Here is a 16126-nt window from a genome sequence, read left to right on the forward strand (position 1 = left end):
CCGTACGGCTCTGCCGGAGCGTGCATGATCACGAAATGGATTTCCGCAGGTGGGAGATGCCACCTCCGAACTTCTGCATGATCACGGTCGGCGTTTCCCCTGGTCGGAAGCTTTTCCGCGAACTTCTGCATGATCACGGCCAGAGGAGGGGCGCGTCAGGTGGCGTTCCCCCGAACTTCTGCATGATCACGCCCAAGTGTTCCCAGGTTCGTGATCACCGATGGTCAGGACTTCGCCAGGTTCTGGAGGAAGAGGGCTTCGGCGAGGATGGTGCGCTGGAGTTCGGGAATGGACACCCGCTCATTGGGCGCGTGGATGGACGACCCCTCGTCCTCGACGCCGAAGAGGAGGATCTCGGCCTCGGGGTGCAGCCGGGCCAGGGTCGCGACGAGGGGGATGGACCCGCCCTGCCCGACCTCGCGCGGCGCCTGGCCGTAGGCCCGCTCCATCGCCTCCTCGATGGCGGCCCGTGCCTTTCCGCCTTCCCCGGCCTGGAAGCCCGGGCCTGTCACGAGGTCGTCGAACGACACCTGCACGCCCCAGGGCGCGACCTGCGTGAGGAAGGTCATCATGTCGTTGACCGCCGTCTTGGAGTCTCCCGACGGGGGCACGCGCAGGGTGATGCGGGCGCGGGCGACGGCCTGCACGGCGTTGACGGCGCCGGACACGGTCGGCACGTCGAGTCCCGTCACGGTGATGGCGTAGGACGCCCAGACCCGGTCGGCGATGGAACCGGAGCCGACCAGGGAGACGCCGTCGAGCACGCCGGCGGTCTCGCGGAACTCCTCATCGGAGGAACCCTCACCGGGGAAGGTCCCGGGCTGGAGTCCGGGCACGCGCACGTCGCCGTTGTCGTCGTGCAGGGCGGTCAGCATGCGCATCAGCGCGGCGAGGGCGTCCGGGGCCGCGCCGCCGAACGCGCCGCTGTGCACGGCCTCGGCGAGGGTGCGCACCTCCACCGTGACGGCGGCCATGCCGCGCAGCGCGGTGGTCAGCGCGGGGTCGCCGACCTTGGGGTTGCCCACGTCGCCGATGACGATCGTGTCCGCGCGCACGAGTTCGGGGTAGGCCTCGACGAACTCCTCCAGGCGTTCCCCGGCGTATTCCTCCTGGCCCTCGACGATGACCTTGATTCCCACAGGGAAGTCGCCCTGGAAGACGCGCAGCGCGCCGATGTGCGCGATGAGGCCGCCCTTGTCGTCGGCCGCGCCCCTGCCGTAGATGGCGTCGCCGATCACCGTGGCCTCGAACGGCGGGGTGCGCCAGAGGGCGGGGTCCCCGGCGGGCTGCACGTCGTAGTGCGCGTAGAGCAGCACGGTGGGGGCGCCGGCGGGAGCGGGGGCCTCGGCGTAAACGGCGGGGTAGCTGCCCGCGACGGGGTGCAGTTCGACGTGCGGAAGACCGACCGACCGCAACAGTTCGGCGACCTTGGCCGCGGCGGCGAGCATCGGCTCCGCGGGGTGTCCGGGGAACGCGATCGACGGAATCGCCACGAGTTGCGTGAGGTCTTCGATCGTCTGCGGCATGCCCGCCTCGACCGCCTGCTCGATGTCCGTCACGGGCGTTTTCTCCAGAATCTTGATGGTTTGAGGCGTGCTGAGCCGTTGGACCAGCCCATTGCACCACACCCCGCGTGTGACCTTGCCGTGCGGCGAGCGATTTCCGAGAATCTACCTACACGGATTTCGTCGCGATTACATGGCGATATCGCGGATTCCGAACTTCTTGCAATGTGCAACCACGTAATCACTTGGCAAAGTGCGATAACGACATGCAGACTGTGCACAGCACCGATCGCCTGAGGGAAGGTTGCGATGACGCGCCCGGACGTACTCAAAGCCGCACAAGACAACCTGTGGATGCACTTCACCCGGCACAGCTCCTACGACAACACCGAAGTGCCCATGATCGTCCGGGGTGAGGGCGCCTACATCTACGACGTCCACGGCAAGCGGTACCTCGACGGTCTCGCGGGCCTGTTCGTCGTCCAGGTGGGCCACGGACGCGCCGAGCTGGCCGAGGCGGCCGCCAAGCAGGGCAAGGAACTGGCCTTCTTCCCGCTCTGGTCCTACGTCCATCCCAAGGCCGCCGAGTTGGCGGCCAGAATCGCGGAGCTCACACCAGGCGACCTGAACCGGGTCTTCTTCACGACCGGCGGAGGCGAGGCCGTCGAGTCGGCCTGGAAGCTTGCCAAGCAGTACTTCAAAACCCAGGGCAAGCCCCTCAAGACCAAGGTGATCAGCCGTTCGATCGCCTACCACGGCACCCCGCACGGCGCTCTCTCCCTCACCGGCATCCCCGGCCTCAAGGAGGCCTTCGAGCCGCTGGTCCCCGGTGCGCTGAAGGTCCCCAACACCAACCTCTACCGCGCCGACGAGATCTCCGGCTTCCCCGGCTTCGACAAAGACCCCGAGGCCTTCGGCCGCTGGGCCGCCGACCAGGTCGGCAAGGCCATCGAGATGGAGGGGCCGGACACCGTGGCCGCCGTCTTCGTCGAGCCGGTGCAGAACGCCGGGGGGTGCTTCCCGCCACCGCCCGGATACTTCCAGCGACTGCGGGAGATCTGCGACGAGAACGACGTGCTGCTCGTCTCCGACGAGGTCATCTGCGCCTTCGGCCGTCTCGGCACCATGTTCGGCGGGCAGAAGTTCGACTACGTGCCCGACATCATCACCTGTGCCAAGGGCCTGACCAGCGGTTACTCACCCATCGGTGCGATGATCGCCTCTGAGCGGCTGTTCGAGCCGTTCAAGCACGGCACCGAGATGTTCGCCCACGGCTACACCTTCGGCGGCCACCCGGTGTCGTCCGCCGTGGCCCTGGCCAACCTCGACATCTTCGAGCGCGAGAACCTGCTCGGCCACGTCACGGAAAACGAGCCCGTCTTCCGCGCCACGCTCGAGAAGCTCCTCGACCTCCCGATCGTCGGCGACGTGCGCGGCTCCGGCTACTTCTACGGAATCGAGCTCGTCAAGGACAAGTCGACCAAGCAGACCTTCAACGACGAGGAGTCCGAGCGGCTGCTCCGCGGCTTCCTGTCCAAGGCCCTGTACGACGCCGGCCTGTACTGCCGGGCCGACGACCGAGGCGACCCGGTCGTTCAGCTCGCTCCGCCGCTGATCTGCGGCCCCAAGGAGTTCGACGAGATCGAGTCGATTCTCCGGTCCGTCCTCACCGAGGCCTGGGCCCGTCTCTGACAAAACAATGCCGTACGGCCCGGCCGCCCCGGGCCGTACGGCGACCGCCTGAAAGGACAGTTCCATGAAGATCGGCGTCCCTGCCGAGGTCAAGAACCACGAGTACCGCGTGGCCGCCACGCCGGCGGGTGTGCACGAGCTCGTCCGCCGCGGACACGACGTCCACGTCCAGCGGGGCGCGGGCCTCGGCTCCCACATCACGGACGAGGAGTACCTCGCGGTCGGTGCCAAGATCCTCGACACGGCCGACGCCGTCTGGGGCGAGTCCGAGATGGTCCTCAAGGTCAAGGAGCCCATCGCCGAGGAGTACGGCAGGCTCCGCGACGACCTGGTGCTGTTCACCTACCTCCACCTGGCCGCGTCCCGGCCGTGCACCGACGCGCTGCTGTCGGCCGGCACCACCGCGATCGCCTACGAGACCGTGCAGACGGGCAACACGCTCCCGCTGCTCGCCCCGATGTCGGAGGTCGCCGGCCGTCTGGCCCCGCAGGTCGGCGCGTACAACCTGATGCGCTTCAACGGCGGCCGCGGCGTGCTGCCCGGCGGCGTCCCGGGTGTCGCCCCGGCCAAGGTCGTCGTCATCGGCGGTGGCGTGTCCGGCCTCAACGCGGCGCAGATCGCCGTCGGCATGGGCGCGGACGTGACCATCCTCGACGTCAACATCGACCGCCTGCGCTTCATCGACGCGATCTACCAGGGCCGTCTGAAGACGCTGGTGTCCACCGCGTACGCCCTGGAGCAGGCGGTGCTGGAGGCCGACCTGGTCATCGGCGCGGTGCTCATCCCGGGGGCGAAGGCGCCGACCCTGGTCTCCAACGAACTGGTCTCCCGGATGAAGCCGGGCTCCGTGCTCGTCGACATCGCCATCGACCAGGGCGGCTGCTTCGAGGACTCGCGGCCGACCACGCACGCCGAGCCCACGTTCCGGGTGCACAACTCGATCTTCTACTGCGTGGCCAACATGCCGGGTTCGGTGGCCAACACCTCGACGTACGCGCTGACCAACGCCACCCTGCCGTACGCGGTCAAGCTGGCCGGGCAGGGCTGGAGGGACGCGTTGCGCGGGGACGCCGGGCTGCGGCTCGGGCTGAACACGCACGCGGGTGTGCTGACGAACGAGCCGGTCGCCGCGGCGCACGGCGTCCCGTTCACCCCGGTCGCCGACATCCTGGCGGCCTGATACCAGCGCGAGCAGGGAGCACGACCTAGCGCAGGCCGAGGCGCCTGCGCAGGTCGCGCGCGGTCACGAGGACGTGCTCGACCTCGGCGGGCGCCGGCCAGGGAGCGGTTCCCGGCCTGAGCAGGGTCATGCGCACCGACCTCAGGTGCTCGACCGCGGGCGCGTGCAGGCCGCTCGTCTCGGCCAGCCACAGGACCGGGTCGCGCCGCTCCGCCAGGCCGCGTGTGATCAGCTCCCACGTGCCGAGGATCTCGATCAGGTCGGCGGGGTTGGGCACCGCGTCGCCGCATCGCCGTCCCGCGGCCACCGCGAGCTCGGCCCGTGCGGTCAGCTCGGGATCGGAAGGTCCCTCCCAGCAGCAGGACGGCGGGTCGCATGGGCGGCCGGGCTCCTGGGAGTGCCGTGTTTCCTCGTCGGCCGCCGCGACGAGCGCCCGCAGCTCGACCGTGGCCTGGTGATGCCCGGCCGCGGCGGCCCGCCCCAGCCAGTGCAGCCCGCCGTCGAGGTCGCCCTGTTCGGCGATCAGCAGGAGCCCGTAGCTGTAGGCCGCCTCTACGTCTCCTGCGCCCGCCGCCTGCCCGAACCACCGGGTGGCGGCGGCCGGGTCGTCGAGCTCCACGCAGACGAATCCGGCCATGCGCTGGGCGTCGAGGCGGCCGGTGTGCGCGGCCCGCTCGAACCAGATGCGGGCCGTACGCAGATCACGCCGGGCAAGCGCGAGGCGGCCGAGCGCGAAGGCGGCGCGCGGGTGATCCTGCCAGGCGGCGAGCCGGTAGAGGGTCTCCGCGCCTTCGGGGTCGTGCGCGGCGTGCAACAGCAGTCCGAGATGGTAGGCGGCGTCGGCGTGACCGGCGCGGCCTGCGACCTCCCACCAGTGGCGCGCCTCGCCCTCGTCACCCGCCGCGTAGCCGAGGAAACCCAGGTCGTAGGCGGAGTCGAGTTCCCCTTCCAGGGCCGCCCTGCGATGCCAGTCGCGTGAGCCGACGGGGTCGCCCAGGTCTTCGCACAACAGCGCCAGCCGCCGGGCCGCGGCGCATGAGCCGTCGGCGGCCGCCCGCTCCAGCCAGTGCCGGGCGGCGTCCAGGTCGCCCCGGCGCTCCAGCAACACGGTGGCGAGCTTGACCGCCGCCTCGGCGTCGCCCGTGACGGCGGCCGCCTCGAACCAGCGCATCGCCTCTTCCGTGGTGCCGTGCCTCTGGTGCCACAGGCCGAGGTTGAAGGCGCTGTCCACGTTGCCCGCCTGGGCCGCCCGCTCCCACCAGAGCCGAGCGGCCGAGCGGTCGTCCCGCTCGGCGTAGAGGCGGCCGAGGCGGTGCGCGGCGTCCGCGTCGCCCGCCAGCGCCGTGGAGAGCAACTTCGCCTCGAAGGGGTCCTCGGTCTGAGGGCTGCGTGGGACCGGGACGTCAGCCCTCGGGACCGTCGTCGTCGTCGCTCCCAGAAGAGTCATGGGAGTCAGGGTGGCATGTGATGCCACTGTTACGGAGTGTAATTGCCAAGTCCTTTGTCGACGGACGCGGCGGGCCGGGTGGACATTTCCTGAGAACCCGGCCGGGCCGCGTCAGTGGACGAGGGACAGTTCGTCGAGCGCCCCGGCCTTGGCGGCCTCGACGATCGAGCCGAACTGGTCGAGGCTCATCTCCACCCGCTGACCGAAGTCGTCGGTGATGACGACCTGCCGCTCGGCGGGCGCCGACGGATCAACAAAGAGCTCAGGGCATCCGCAGCTGCAGTTGCCGCAGAATCGTGCGATCGATTTCACGAGGTCCTCCTCGAACCTGGGCTTTTCCCGCAACGTAACGTCGTGGCCCGGGAGCGACCAGTAACACTTCGCTCACCCCGATCAGAGCCAGCCTGGCTTGACGAGGCCGGACTCGTAGGCGATGACGACGAGCTGGGCGCGGTCGCGGGCGTGCAGCTTGGTCATCGCGCGGCTGACGTGCGTCTTGGCGGTGGCCGGCGACATGAAGAGCGTGGCGGCCACCTCGTCGTTGCTCATGCCCGTGCCGACCAGCGCCAGGACCTCGCGCTCCCGCTCGGTGAGCACGTCGAGGCTGCGGCCCAGGGCGGGCTCCTTGGCCCGGGAGGCGTATTCGGCGATGAGCCTGCGGGTGACGCCGGGGGACAGCAGGGCGTCGCCGGAGGCCACGACCCTGACGGCCTGGATCAGCTCGGCAGGCTCGGTGTCCTTGACGAGGAAGCCGCTCGCGCCGCCCCGGAGCGCTTCGAAGACGTACTCGTCGAGCTCGAACGTCGTCAGCATGATGATCTTGGTGGCGTCGAGCTCCGGGTCCTCGCCGATGCGCCGCGTGGCCTCGAGCCCGTCCATGTTCGGCATGCGGATGTCCATCAGCACCACGTCGGGCCGCAGCTCCCGCGACATCCGTACGGCATGGGCCCCGTCGGGGGCCTCACCGACCACGGTCATGCCCTCCTGGGCGTTCAGGAGAGCGCGGAAGCCGGCGCGCACGAGCGCCTGGTCGTCGGCCAGCAACACCTTGATCATTTGGGGTCCCTCGTCAGGTCGGGCAGGGGGAGCACGGCGTCCACGCGGAAACCGCCGCCGGGCATCGGACCGGCGGTCAGTGAGCCGCCGAGCGCCGCCGCGCGCTCGCGCATGCCGGGGATGCCGTTTCCGCTGCCCAGGCCGGAGATGGCGGGTTGCGCCCCGGCCCCGTCGTCCTCCACCGTGATGCCGAGTTCGCGGGAGCCGTACGAGATGCGGATGGTCACGGCGGCGCCGGGGGCGTGCCTCGTCACGTTGGTGAGGGCCTCCTGGACGATCCGGTAGCCGGCCCGGTCGGTCCCCGCGGCCAGCGGCCGGACGGCCCCGGACACCGTGACGGTGACGGGCAGGCCGCTGCGCTCGGTCAGCTCGTCCAGCCGGTCGAGCCCGGCGGTGGGGGAGCGCGGCGCGCCCTCCCTGAGCAGGCTCAGCACGCCCCGCATCTCGGTGAGCACGTCCTTGGACGCCTGCTTGATCGTGGCCAGGGCGGTGCGGGCCTGCTCGGGATGCTCGTCCAGCAGGTGCAGCGCGGTGGACGCCTGGACGTGGATCAGCGAGATGTTGTGCGCGAGCACGTCGTGGAGTTCCTGGGCCATGGTCAGCCGCTCCTCGCTGGCCTGCCTCCTGGCCTCCTCCCGCGCGACGCGCTCCCGCTCGGCGAGGCGTTCGCGCCGGATCCGGACGACCTCGGAGACGGTCATCGTGAGCAGGAGGAACGCCGCGAACGCGGTGTCGTGGAACCAGCCCCGCGGGTGGGGGATGAGCCAGCCGGCGTAAATCACGATGAACAGGAAGAAGGCGCCCGCTCCGAGCCAGGCGGCCCGGCGGTGTCCGCAGACCACCGCCGTGAACAACGCGATGACCGGGCTGACGAACACGGGCCCGTAGGCGAAGTTCCACAGAAGGTAGAGGCAGGTGGAGACGAGTGTGACCACCAGGGCGGCGACCGGGGCGCGGCGGCGGACGGCGATCGCCAGGGGGCCGACCAGCAGCAGGACGTATCCCCACCAGTCCAGCGGGGCCCGGCCCAGGTCGGCCATCGAGAGCTGGACGTGCTGGGCGCCCATCGACCCCGCGACCTGGACCACGCCGACGACGACGGGCAGGACGGGGTCGATCTTGCCGGCCATTCGCGGCCATGTCGTCGGAAAGCGCACATCAGGCACGCTAGGCCATCTGGGCTGAGCTGGGCATCCTCCTGGCGCGGCACCGTCTTCTACGCCGGGCGGAGTATCCGGTGCGCGTCCGGATGTGGACATTTCAGGACGCTCACTGACCTCGTGAGTCATGCTGGAGTGATCGCCCACGTTGTGGAGGTTCGCACATGAGGAGCGCCGTCGTCGCGTCGCTGGGGCTCGCCGTGCTGACGGGCCTGGTGGCGCCCGCACAGGCCGCCGGCAGCCCCCCGCACAAGCCGCCCACGTCCGGGCCGGAGGTCAAGAAGCCGGTCGCGGAGGGGTACGGCGGGGCGGTCTCGACGGTCGACCTCGACGCCAGCAAGGCCGCGCTGGGCGTGCTCAGGCAGGGCGGCAACGCCATGGACGCCGCCGTGGCGGGAGCGGCCACCCTCGGCGTGACCGAGCCGTATTCCGCAGGCCTGGCCGGGGGCGGCTTCATGGTCTATTACGACGCCAAGTCGCGCCGGGTCACCACGATCGACGGCAGGGAGACCGCGCCGAAGGCGATGACCTCCACGGCCTTCGAGGGCATCCCGTTCAACGACGCCGTGACCAGCGGCCTTTCCGTCGGCGTCCCCGGCAGCGTCGCGCAGTGGGATCTCGCGCTCCGCCGGTACGGCACGCTGTCGCTGGCACAGGCCCTGCGCCCGGCGATCGACACGGCCAAGAAGGGGTTCGTCGTCGATCAGACGTTCTACGACCAGACCGTGCAGAACGCCGCGCGTTTCGCCGACTTCACTCCGACCGCCGCGCTCTACTTGCCCGGCGGGCAGCCGCCCCCGGTCGGATCCGTCTTCCGCAACCCCGACCTCGCCAGGACCTACACCGAGCTGGGGAAACGCGGCCCGTCCTGGCTGTACGGCGGGGGCCTCGGCGCCGAGATCGTCGCCACGGTCAAGAAGCCGCCGCTCACCTCCGGCTCCACCCGGGTCGCGCGGCCGGGCCTGATGGAATTAGGCGACCTCAAGGCCTACCGCGCGCTCGAACGCCGTCCCACGAAGGTCACCTACAAGGGCCTCGACGTGTACGGCATGGCCCCGCCCTCTTCCGGCGGCTCGACGGTGGGGGAGGCGCTCAACATCCTCAAGGCCGTGCCCAGCACCGGCAGGACCGTCGGCCTGCACGAATACCTGGAGGCGTCGCGCCTGGCCTTCGCCGACCGCAACGCCTACGTGGGAGACCCCGCCTACGTGGACGTGCCGCTCGACGGCCTGCTGTCCAGCGGCTTCGGCAAGGAGCGGGCCTGCCTGATCGGCGCGACCGCGCTGACGAGCCCCGTGGCCCCCGGCACACCCGACGGGGCGTATTCGCCGTGCCCCGCGACCGGCGCGTCCGCGTCCTCTGACAAGGCCGAGAAGCCCGAAGGGCCGGAGACCACCCACCTGGTCGCGACCGACCGCTGGGGCAACGTCGCCGCCTACAACATCACGATCGAGCAGACCGGCGGCGCCGGCATCGTGGTGCCCGGCCGCGGCATCCTGCTCAACAACGAGCTGACCGACTTCACCTTCGGGCCCGCTCCCGGCGACCCGAACCTCCCGGCCCCCGGGAAGCGGCCGCGCTCCTCGATGGCGCCCACGATCGTGCTCAAGGATGGCAGGCCGCTGCTGGCCGTCGGCTCTCCGGGCGGTGCGACGATCATCACGACCGTGCTGCAGATCCTGGTCAACCGGCTCGACTTCGGGATGTCGCTGCCCGAGGCGATCGCCGCGCCCCGGGCCTCGCAGCGCAACTCGGCGACCACGCAGGCCGAGCCCGCGTTCATCGACCGGTACGGCCCGCAGCTCACGGCCCTCGGGCACGCCTTCTCAGGGGTGCCCGGGCCGCCGGTGGGGGAGATCGGCGCGGCGACCGGCCTGGAGTTTCTCGGGCACGGCAAGGTCCAGGCGGTTGCCGAGCCCGTCCGGCGCGGAGGCGGCAGCGCCCTGGTGCTCAGCCCCGCGCCGGGGAAGGGCCGATGAGCTCGTAGGCCGAGGGCTTCACCTTCCTGGTCCTCACCCAGTATTCGAAGGTGAAGCCCGGCCAGGTCGCCCGGTTGATCCCGCGCTCGTCCAGGTACCAGCTCGTGCAGCCGCCCCGGCTCCACACCAGCCGGCCGAGGCGGCTCTGCAGGCGGTCGTTGTAGGCCCGCTGCGCCTCCTCCCGCACGTCCAGGGCCCGCGCCCCGCTGCGGGAGAGCAGGCGCAGGCACTCGATGACGTACCTGACCTGGGCCTCGATCATGAACACGACCGAGGTGTGGCCCAGCCCCGTGTTGGGCCCCATGAGGAGGAAGAAGTTGGGGAAACCCGAGGCGCTGACGCCGAGATAGGCCTCGGGCCCGTCCTTCCAGGCGTCCTGGATCGTGAGGCCGTTCCTGCCGACGATCTGCTGGTCTCTCACGGCGTCCACGACCTTGAAGCCGGTGCCGTACACGATCACGTCGACCTCGCGCTCGCGGCCGGTGGCGTCGACGATGCCGCGTTCGGTCACGCCGGTGATCGCGTCGGTGACGAGCTCGACGTTGTCCCTGGCCAGCGCGGGATAGTAGTCGCTGGACAGCAGGATGCGCTTGCAGCCGACCGTGTAGTCGGGCGTTAGCTTGGCGCGCAGCTCAGGGTCGGCCACCTGGCGGGCCAGATGGCGCTCGACGACGCGCCGCTGGGCCTTCATCAGGGCGGGGTCGACAGCGAAGCCGAGGGCACGGGCCTCGAGCAGCCAGTAGACGGAGTTCCGTACGGCTCGCGCCGCGCCGGGGATCCGCATCGCGCGCCGCATGCCCTCGGAGATGGGAGCGTCGGGCTTGGGCTGGATCCACGCGGGTGTGCGCTGGAAGACGTGCAGCCGGGCCGCCTGCTCGGCCACGACCGGCACGAACTGCACGGCCGACGCACCTGTGCCGACGACCGCGACCCGTTTGCCCGTCAGGTCGACCGAGTGGTCCCACTGCGCCGAGTGGAAGGCCGCGCCGGTGAACCGCTCTCGTCCCGAAATTTCGGGGAATGACGGGATGTGGAGTGCGCCGATGCCGCACACGACGGCGTTGGTCTCGAACGACTCCCCGTCGGCCGTGGACACCAGCCAGACCTGGCGGGCGTCGTCGTACTCCAGGGAGGACACCTCCGTGCCGAACCGGAGGTGGGGGGCCAGGCCGTACCTGGCGACGCAGTCGCGGAGGTAGTCCCAGATCTCCTCGCCCGGGGAGAACATCCGGGACCAGCCGGGATTGAGATCGAAGGAGAACGAATAGAGCGGAGAGGGGACGTCGCAGGCGCAGCCCGGGTAGGTGTTGTCGCGCCACGTCCCGCCGAGGTCGGCGGCCTTCTCCACGATCACGAAGTCGTGCCAGCCGGCCTCTTTGAGCTTGATCGCCATGCACAGGCCGGCGAAACCCGAGCCGATGATCGTGATGGCCGGACTGGGCATATGGTCTCCCTCGAAGAGGGCGGTTCACCTGCCGTCCAACATAATCACGGTGGACTCAGGGGTCCAGACCGGGTGAGAGGAACGATCCCCGGCACGACGAAGCCGCCGACGGGCGCGGTCGTCGGCGGCGGGTCGTGGGATGTCAGCCGGCCAGGAGGTACGCCACCACGGCGATCACCGCAACGGCCACCGCACCCAGGGCGATCCAGATCGGCAGTCGCGATGCCTTCGGCTGCGCGGCCTCGACGTCCTGGTTGTTGGCGAAAGCCCGGAAAGCCTGCGTGTTCCCGGCCGGATCAATCTGAGGTTCTGACATGGCGGAAACTCTAGCGACATCAGAGGTGTCTGCGGTGAGGATTTGTCGGATTTGCGTTCGCATGGTGTGTGGCTGCGTTGTATTCGCGGGCGCGAGCCCCTCCGCGTACGGAACCGCCCGCTCCGGCGGATAGCGTGTCTGTCATGTTGCGCACCCTGTTCTCTCCCCGGCTGGTGGGCCTGCACCTGCTGGTGATCGGGGTGCTCGTGTCTTTCACCTTTCTGGGGCGATGGCAGCTCGGCGTCTTCGAGGCGTCCGGCGCGCCCAAACTCGCTCCCGACCCCGCGCCCATCGCTGTGAGCGACCTGGCCAAAGTGGGCAGCCACGTCACCGGCGACGTCGCCGGAAGGCGGGTGACGGCGACCGGCACCTACGAAGCGGGTTCGCAGCTCCTCGTCGCCGACCGGCTTCCCGACGTGTCCGCCCCCGGCGGCAGGGCCGCGCGCGGCGCCGGATTCTGGCTGCTCACGCCGCTGCGGCTGGCCGACGGCACGATCGTCTCCGTGATCCGCGGATGGGTTCCCTCGGCGCAGGACCCCGCGGCGGCCGTGCCGTCCGGGCCGGTGACCGTGACCGGACGGCTGCGCCCCTCCGAGCAGACAGACGCCGTGGAAAGAAGCGGCCAACTGCCGGGCGGCCAGGTGGCGACCGTCTCGACCGCCGAGCTCATCAACGTCTGGCCGAACGCGCCGCTGCGAGACGGGTTCGTCGTCGCCACCGCGCCGACCCCGCCTCCAGGGGCTACGGCGGTCGCGGTGCCGCCCCCCACCCTGGGCGTCGGCTTCAACTGGCGAAACCTGGCCTACGCCGCCCAGTGGTGGATCTTCGCGCTCTTCGCCGTGTTCATGTGGTTCCACTTCGTCCGCGACGCCGTACGAGGCGGGCGCGGAGAGGAGCGGCGGCCCGCAGCCGTGGCGGAGGCCGGGTCGTGACCTGCGCTCCGCTTGACGCACGCTCATCCGGTGGCCGGTCGGTGACCGGCGCGGCACCCCGATATCGTGTGATAACCGTTTCCCAGCAGAGGTAATGATCCACGTGGAATCCGCGCTCAAGTTCTATCGCGTCATGGCGTACATCGTCGGTGTGATGCTGCTCCTGCTCTGCGTCGCCATGGTGGTGAAGTACGGATTCGACAACGACACGATGGTGGCGATCGTCGGCCCCATCCACGGCTTCCTATACATGATCTACCTGGCCGGCGCGCTCAACCTGGGCCTCAAGACCCGGTGGCCGATCGGCTACCTGCTGCTGGTGCTGCTCGCGGGCACGATCCCGCTGCTGTCGTTCGTCATGGAGCGCAGCGTCCGCGACCGCGTCCGCAAGATCCTCCCCGCCACCGCCTGACCGCCGAGGTCTCGTACGGCGACGCCGAACCGCCCGTGGTCGCCTGACCACGGGCGGGCTCGTCTCTATGGGTGTTGTGGGCCTGGCGCCCGTCGCGCGGCGGTCAGCGGCCGATCTGACGCCGGCGGATCCGGCGCAGCCGCGCCCGCTGGGACTCGTCCAGCATGAAGTAGACCGCGACCGGACCGGCGAGCACGCCAAGCACGATCAGCCAGGCGACGAGCGAGGGCAGCAGCCAAAGGGACAGCACGGACACGATCCCCGCGCCGACGTAGTACTTGCCGAGTGGCGACATCGTGGTGCCTTTCGTTGATCGGAGCGTCCAGCAGCCCCCGGCTGCCGGAATGCGTCGTCACGAGAACGTCCGGGAGCGCCTCCGAGTTCCTGCCGGTCCCGCCCGCTCGCGTACGCGGATTCCAAAAACGAGCGTTATAAAAGAAGTCGGCCGCCATTCCGTACGGCATGAGCAGGGAATGGGCGCTTGAATGGGCGGGCGTGATTCGCCGGAGGCCGACCGAAAATCGGGGGCTGCGGAAAGAAGGTCCGAGTTGTGGAGAAAGACCCCCAACCCGGGCTGAGCCCTATTGGGCAGGCGCTGGCCGTCCTGGGAGACCGCTGGGTGCTGCTGATCCTCCAGCGGGCCTTTCTGCACCACGTGCGGACGTACGCGGGGTGGCGCGATCATCTGGAGATATCCGACTCCGTGCTCGCGTCCCGCCTGAAGGAACTGGTCGCCCAGGGCGTCTTCATGCGGGTCACCCACAGAAACGGCAGGGCGCGCCACGAATACCGGCTGACAGCCCGTGGGCTCGACATCTGGGCGTTGCTCGTCGCGATCCACTCCTGGGAGCGCGACTGGACGGGCCGGACCTGCCTGCCCCTCATCCACGACACGTGTGAGGACGAGGCCAGGCCGTACCTCGCGTGTGGCGAGTGCCGCGAACCGATGAGCGCCCGCGACACCGACACGGTGCGGGAGCCGCCGGCCATCTTCGCGACCATCGGGACACCGCCCCCTCAGCGGCGCAGGACGGTCCGGCCGGACGACGGCGCGGACGCCACCGGCTACTGCTCGGATTCCATGAAGATCCTCGGCGACCGGTGGAGCACGATGGTGCTGGCGGCCGCCTTCCTCGGCACCCGCCGATTCGGCGACTTCCAGGCGCGCTTACGCATCGCTCCGTCGGTGCTCACCGATCGCCTGCGCCGGTTCGTCGGGCTGGGCGTCTTCCGCTGCGCCGGCGGCGACTACCGGCTCACCGAGAAGGGGCTGGCGTTCTTCGAGGTCTTCGCCTTCCTCGTCGACTGGGCACAACGCGAGTTCGCGGCGCCGCCGGGCTCGGTGCTGACGATCATTCACCGGCCCTGCGGCGCCGCCCTCGCGCCCGTGCTGGTGTGCACGGCATGCCATCAGCCGTTGAACCGGCGAGAGATCCGGTTCGCACGGGGTCACTGATCGCGGAGCTCATCCCTGGCCGGACTCCGGCTTGCCCATCGCCTTGCGGATGAGGTCACGCGCCCGATCCATGATCGCGATGGGCGTGCCCAACATGATGTTCTTGGCCGGCGTCTCCGTCCCCGGGTGGGGGTGAGTGGGGGCGATGGCCTCCGCAGCCTTGACGCCCACGGCCATGGCCCGGCGTTCGGCTTCCGTCGTCGCCGCTCTGAGCTCGGAGAACTCATACCGCTCCTCGGCGGCGGCGTGCGCGAAGACGGCGGCCCGAAGCCGTTCCAGGCCCTCCGCGAAGTCCGGCTGCGTCACGTCCATGTCGTCGAGCCGGCTGAGCATCTCCTTTGCCTCTTCCTCCTCCTGGAGGCGGTTGTCGACGATCGTGTCACCGCCGACCAGCTTCCGTCGCGCGTACGGATGGACGATCTCTTCCTCCGCCGTCTCATGTACGGCCAGCAGCCGGACCAGGCGGCTGAACGCCTCCTGGCGGTCCCTGCCGCGGGTCCTGCCGACCTCGTCGAAGAGTTCCCTTATCAGGACGTGCTGGTGGATGAGAAGGTCGATCACATCGTTCTCGTGCATCAGCTCGGGTGTGGTCCGACGATCCATTTGAGCCTCCTTCGATGTCTTATTCGGGCTACCCGCAACCTGTGCGCGAAACCATCCATCAGTGCTCTGACCAGGAGATTTTGATCCGCTTGGCCGAGTGCACGGTCACCTGTCGCGCACGGCGATGCAAGGGCTCGTCGTTGAGGAGGCGCCGGGCGGATGTGCGGCGCGGGCGGTCGGGGGTGCGGCTGATCGCCTGTGTTTGTGCTGCGGCGGCCGTCGGTGATTGTGCGTGTGCCGGTGTGCGCGTCGGTGGTTGTGCGTGTGCTGCTGTGGTTGTTCTCATGGCGCGGCGGTTGGGCGGGTCGCCGCTTCGGGGGGCGCCTTCTCGGACCGCCTCCGCGAGATCAGCGGAATTCTCCAAAGCCCAGGACCGAATGTCCGAATATGTCATGACGCAGATTGTTCGAAGTTTGTATTCGAAAGCAATAGCGAATATCGAGATGGCCGTGCCATTATTCATGCGTCTGTTCGATCGGGGGTGAAGATGACAGACCGGGTGCGGCCGAGTGATGCGGAGCGGTGGGTGGCCTTTGCCGACGGCGCCCGGTCGTGGCCATCCGATGGCAGTTCGGCGTTGAGCTCTCCGTCGGGGATCAAGGAGTGGTGGGAGCCCACGCGCGCGGAGAACGCGTCCGCCGAGCCGCCTGAGACCGCCCCGCTGGGTGCCGGACGCCTTTCGTCCGTGGGCTGTGGCGAGCCGCCCGCCGATGACGCTGCGTTTTCTTCAGGGGCTTCGACCGAGCCGCTCACCAGCGCGGAAAATGCGATAGAAAGCGCGACGGCGACGCAGGCGTTTACGGGACGGTTCGCCGAGGACAGCGCCTTTTCCGCTGCGCATGTGCGCGATGAGCAAGAGCCTCCCCGGGAGCCGCACACCGCGCGCAGTTCGACCGAACCGCCAGGCTCCGCCGGACCCGCCGCATCGTCTGACGAGTTGGTGA

The 16126-nt window shown here is 69.7% G+C and carries 16 protein-coding genes; 7 read left to right on the forward strand and 9 right to left on the reverse strand.

What is annotated here, in order from left to right:
* Positions 1 to 224 precede the first annotated feature (224 nt).
* Complete coding sequence (locus tag Pth03_RS08795; RefSeq protein ID WP_239118865.1) at positions 225 to 1559, reverse strand: M20/M25/M40 family metallo-hydrolase; 1335 nt, start codon at positions 1557 to 1559, stop codon at positions 225 to 227.
* Positions 1560 to 1814: 255 nt separating this feature from the next.
* On the opposite strand from Pth03_RS08795, the gene Pth03_RS08800 reads away from it, so the two are divergent.
* Together Pth03_RS08800 and ald are read left to right on the forward strand one after the other, a co-directional pair.
* The gene (locus Pth03_RS08800) at positions 1815 to 3197 is read left to right on the forward strand and encodes an aspartate aminotransferase family protein (RefSeq protein ID WP_203943622.1); all 1383 of its coding nucleotides are present in this window, start codon (positions 1815 to 1817) and stop codon (positions 3195 to 3197) included.
* A 64-nt stretch (positions 3198 to 3261) separates the two neighbouring features.
* Positions 3262 to 4377 (forward strand): alanine dehydrogenase, encoded by a 1116-nt coding sequence (gene ald / locus Pth03_RS08805; protein ID WP_203943623.1) that lies wholly within the window; start codon positions 3262 to 3264, stop codon positions 4375 to 4377.
* Between the two features lie 25 nt (positions 4378 to 4402).
* Here ald and Pth03_RS08810 read toward each other — a convergent pair whose 3' ends face one another.
* From Pth03_RS08810 to Pth03_RS08825, 4 genes are all read right to left on the reverse strand, one after another.
* Positions 4403 to 5824: an SEL1-like repeat protein gene (locus tag Pth03_RS08810; RefSeq protein WP_203943624.1), complete on the reverse strand. Its 1422-nt coding sequence runs from the start codon at positions 5822 to 5824 to the stop codon at positions 4403 to 4405.
* A gap of 111 nt (positions 5825 to 5935) precedes the next feature.
* Positions 5936 to 6136, reverse strand: coding sequence for a hypothetical protein (locus Pth03_RS08815; RefSeq protein WP_203943625.1), 201 nt, complete (start codon positions 6134 to 6136; stop codon positions 5936 to 5938).
* A gap of 81 nt (positions 6137 to 6217) precedes the next feature.
* Positions 6218 to 6880 (reverse strand): response regulator transcription factor, encoded by a 663-nt coding sequence (locus Pth03_RS08820; RefSeq protein ID WP_203943626.1) that lies wholly within the window; start codon positions 6878 to 6880, stop codon positions 6218 to 6220.
* Positions 6877 to 8037, reverse strand: a complete 1161-nt coding sequence (locus tag Pth03_RS08825) for a sensor histidine kinase (RefSeq protein ID WP_239118866.1) — start codon at positions 8035 to 8037, stop codon at positions 6877 to 6879. Before Pth03_RS08825 ends, Pth03_RS08820 begins: the two co-directional genes overlap by 4 nt.
* A gap of 167 nt (positions 8038 to 8204) precedes the next feature.
* Between Pth03_RS08825 and Pth03_RS08830 the strand changes: the two genes are divergently transcribed.
* Entirely contained in the window at positions 8205 to 10019 is a 1815-nt protein-coding gene (locus Pth03_RS08830; protein ID WP_203943627.1) for a gamma-glutamyltransferase family protein, read from the forward strand.
* Here the strand turns inward: Pth03_RS08830 and Pth03_RS08835 are convergent.
* A complete protein-coding gene (locus tag Pth03_RS08835) occupies positions 9991 to 11463 on the reverse strand; it encodes a flavin-containing monooxygenase (RefSeq protein ID WP_203943628.1) in 1473 nt (490 codons plus the stop codon). The genes Pth03_RS08830 and Pth03_RS08835 overlap by 29 nt on opposite strands.
* A gap of 142 nt (positions 11464 to 11605) precedes the next feature.
* Complete coding sequence (locus Pth03_RS08840) at positions 11606 to 11779, reverse strand: hypothetical protein (protein ID WP_203943629.1); 174 nt, start codon at positions 11777 to 11779, stop codon at positions 11606 to 11608.
* Between the two features lie 143 nt (positions 11780 to 11922).
* On the opposite strand from Pth03_RS08840, the gene Pth03_RS08845 reads away from it, so the two are divergent.
* Positions 11923 to 12711, forward strand: a complete 789-nt coding sequence (locus Pth03_RS08845) for an SURF1 family protein (RefSeq protein ID WP_203943630.1) — start codon at positions 11923 to 11925, stop codon at positions 12709 to 12711.
* A 94-nt stretch (positions 12712 to 12805) separates the two neighbouring features.
* Positions 12806 to 13123, forward strand: coding sequence for a DUF3817 domain-containing protein (locus Pth03_RS08850; protein ID WP_239118867.1), 318 nt, complete (start codon positions 12806 to 12808; stop codon positions 13121 to 13123).
* Between the two features lie 103 nt (positions 13124 to 13226).
* On the opposite strand, the gene Pth03_RS08855 is transcribed toward Pth03_RS08850, so the two are convergent.
* Positions 13227 to 13418 (reverse strand): tail-anchor membrane protein, encoded by a 192-nt coding sequence (locus tag Pth03_RS08855; protein ID WP_203943631.1) that lies wholly within the window; start codon positions 13416 to 13418, stop codon positions 13227 to 13229.
* Positions 13419 to 13673: 255 nt separating this feature from the next.
* On the opposite strand from Pth03_RS08855, the gene Pth03_RS08860 reads away from it, so the two are divergent.
* Positions 13674 to 14579, forward strand: coding sequence for a winged helix-turn-helix transcriptional regulator (locus tag Pth03_RS08860; protein ID WP_203943632.1), 906 nt, complete (start codon positions 13674 to 13676; stop codon positions 14577 to 14579).
* Between the two features lie 9 nt (positions 14580 to 14588).
* Here Pth03_RS08860 and Pth03_RS08865 read toward each other — a convergent pair whose 3' ends face one another.
* Entirely contained in the window at positions 14589 to 15182 is a 594-nt protein-coding gene (locus tag Pth03_RS08865; protein ID WP_239118868.1) for a hemerythrin domain-containing protein, read from the reverse strand.
* A 526-nt stretch (positions 15183 to 15708) separates the two neighbouring features.
* On the opposite strand from Pth03_RS08865, the gene Pth03_RS08870 reads away from it, so the two are divergent.
* Positions 15709 to 16126: hypothetical protein (locus Pth03_RS08870; RefSeq protein ID WP_203943633.1), on the forward strand; the 418-nt coding region annotated here is incomplete at its 3' end.

It is taken from the genome of Planotetraspora thailandica (genome assembly GCF_016863335.1).
GTDB lineage: Bacteria > Actinomycetota > Actinomycetes > Streptosporangiales > Streptosporangiaceae > Planotetraspora > Planotetraspora thailandica.

Excerpts from the sequence above, each read along its gene's own strand:
- Pth03_RS08810 (WP_203943624.1), bottom strand. The coding sequence starts at position 5,824 with ATGACTCTTCTGGGAGCGACGACGACGACGGTCCCGAGGGCTGACGTC.
- Pth03_RS08800 (WP_203943622.1), top strand. The coding sequence starts at position 1,815 with ATGACGCGCCCGGACGTACTCAAAGCCGCACAAGACAACCTGTGGATG.
- Pth03_RS08845 (WP_203943630.1), top strand. The coding sequence starts at position 11,923 with ATGTTGCGCACCCTGTTCTCTCCCCGGCTGGTGGGCCTGCACCTGCTG.
- Pth03_RS08865 (WP_239118868.1), bottom strand. The coding sequence starts at position 15,182 with ATGGATCGTCGGACCACACCCGAGCTGATGCACGAGAACGATGTGATC.
- Pth03_RS08830 (WP_203943627.1), top strand. The coding sequence starts at position 8,205 with ATGAGGAGCGCCGTCGTCGCGTCGCTGGGGCTCGCCGTGCTGACGGGC.
- Pth03_RS08850 (WP_239118867.1), top strand. The coding sequence starts at position 12,806 with ATGATCCACGTGGAATCCGCGCTCAAGTTCTATCGCGTCATGGCGTAC.
- Pth03_RS08840 (WP_203943629.1), bottom strand. The coding sequence starts at position 11,779 with ATGTCAGAACCTCAGATTGATCCGGCCGGGAACACGCAGGCTTTCCGG.
- Pth03_RS08855 (WP_203943631.1), bottom strand. The coding sequence starts at position 13,418 with ATGTCGCCACTCGGCAAGTACTACGTCGGCGCGGGGATCGTGTCCGTG.
- Pth03_RS08820 (WP_203943626.1), bottom strand. The coding sequence starts at position 6,880 with ATGATCAAGGTGTTGCTGGCCGACGACCAGGCGCTCGTGCGCGCCGGC.
- ald (WP_203943623.1), top strand. The coding sequence starts at position 3,262 with ATGAAGATCGGCGTCCCTGCCGAGGTCAAGAACCACGAGTACCGCGTG.
- Pth03_RS08835 (WP_203943628.1), bottom strand. The coding sequence starts at position 11,463 with ATGCCCAGTCCGGCCATCACGATCATCGGCTCGGGTTTCGCCGGCCTG.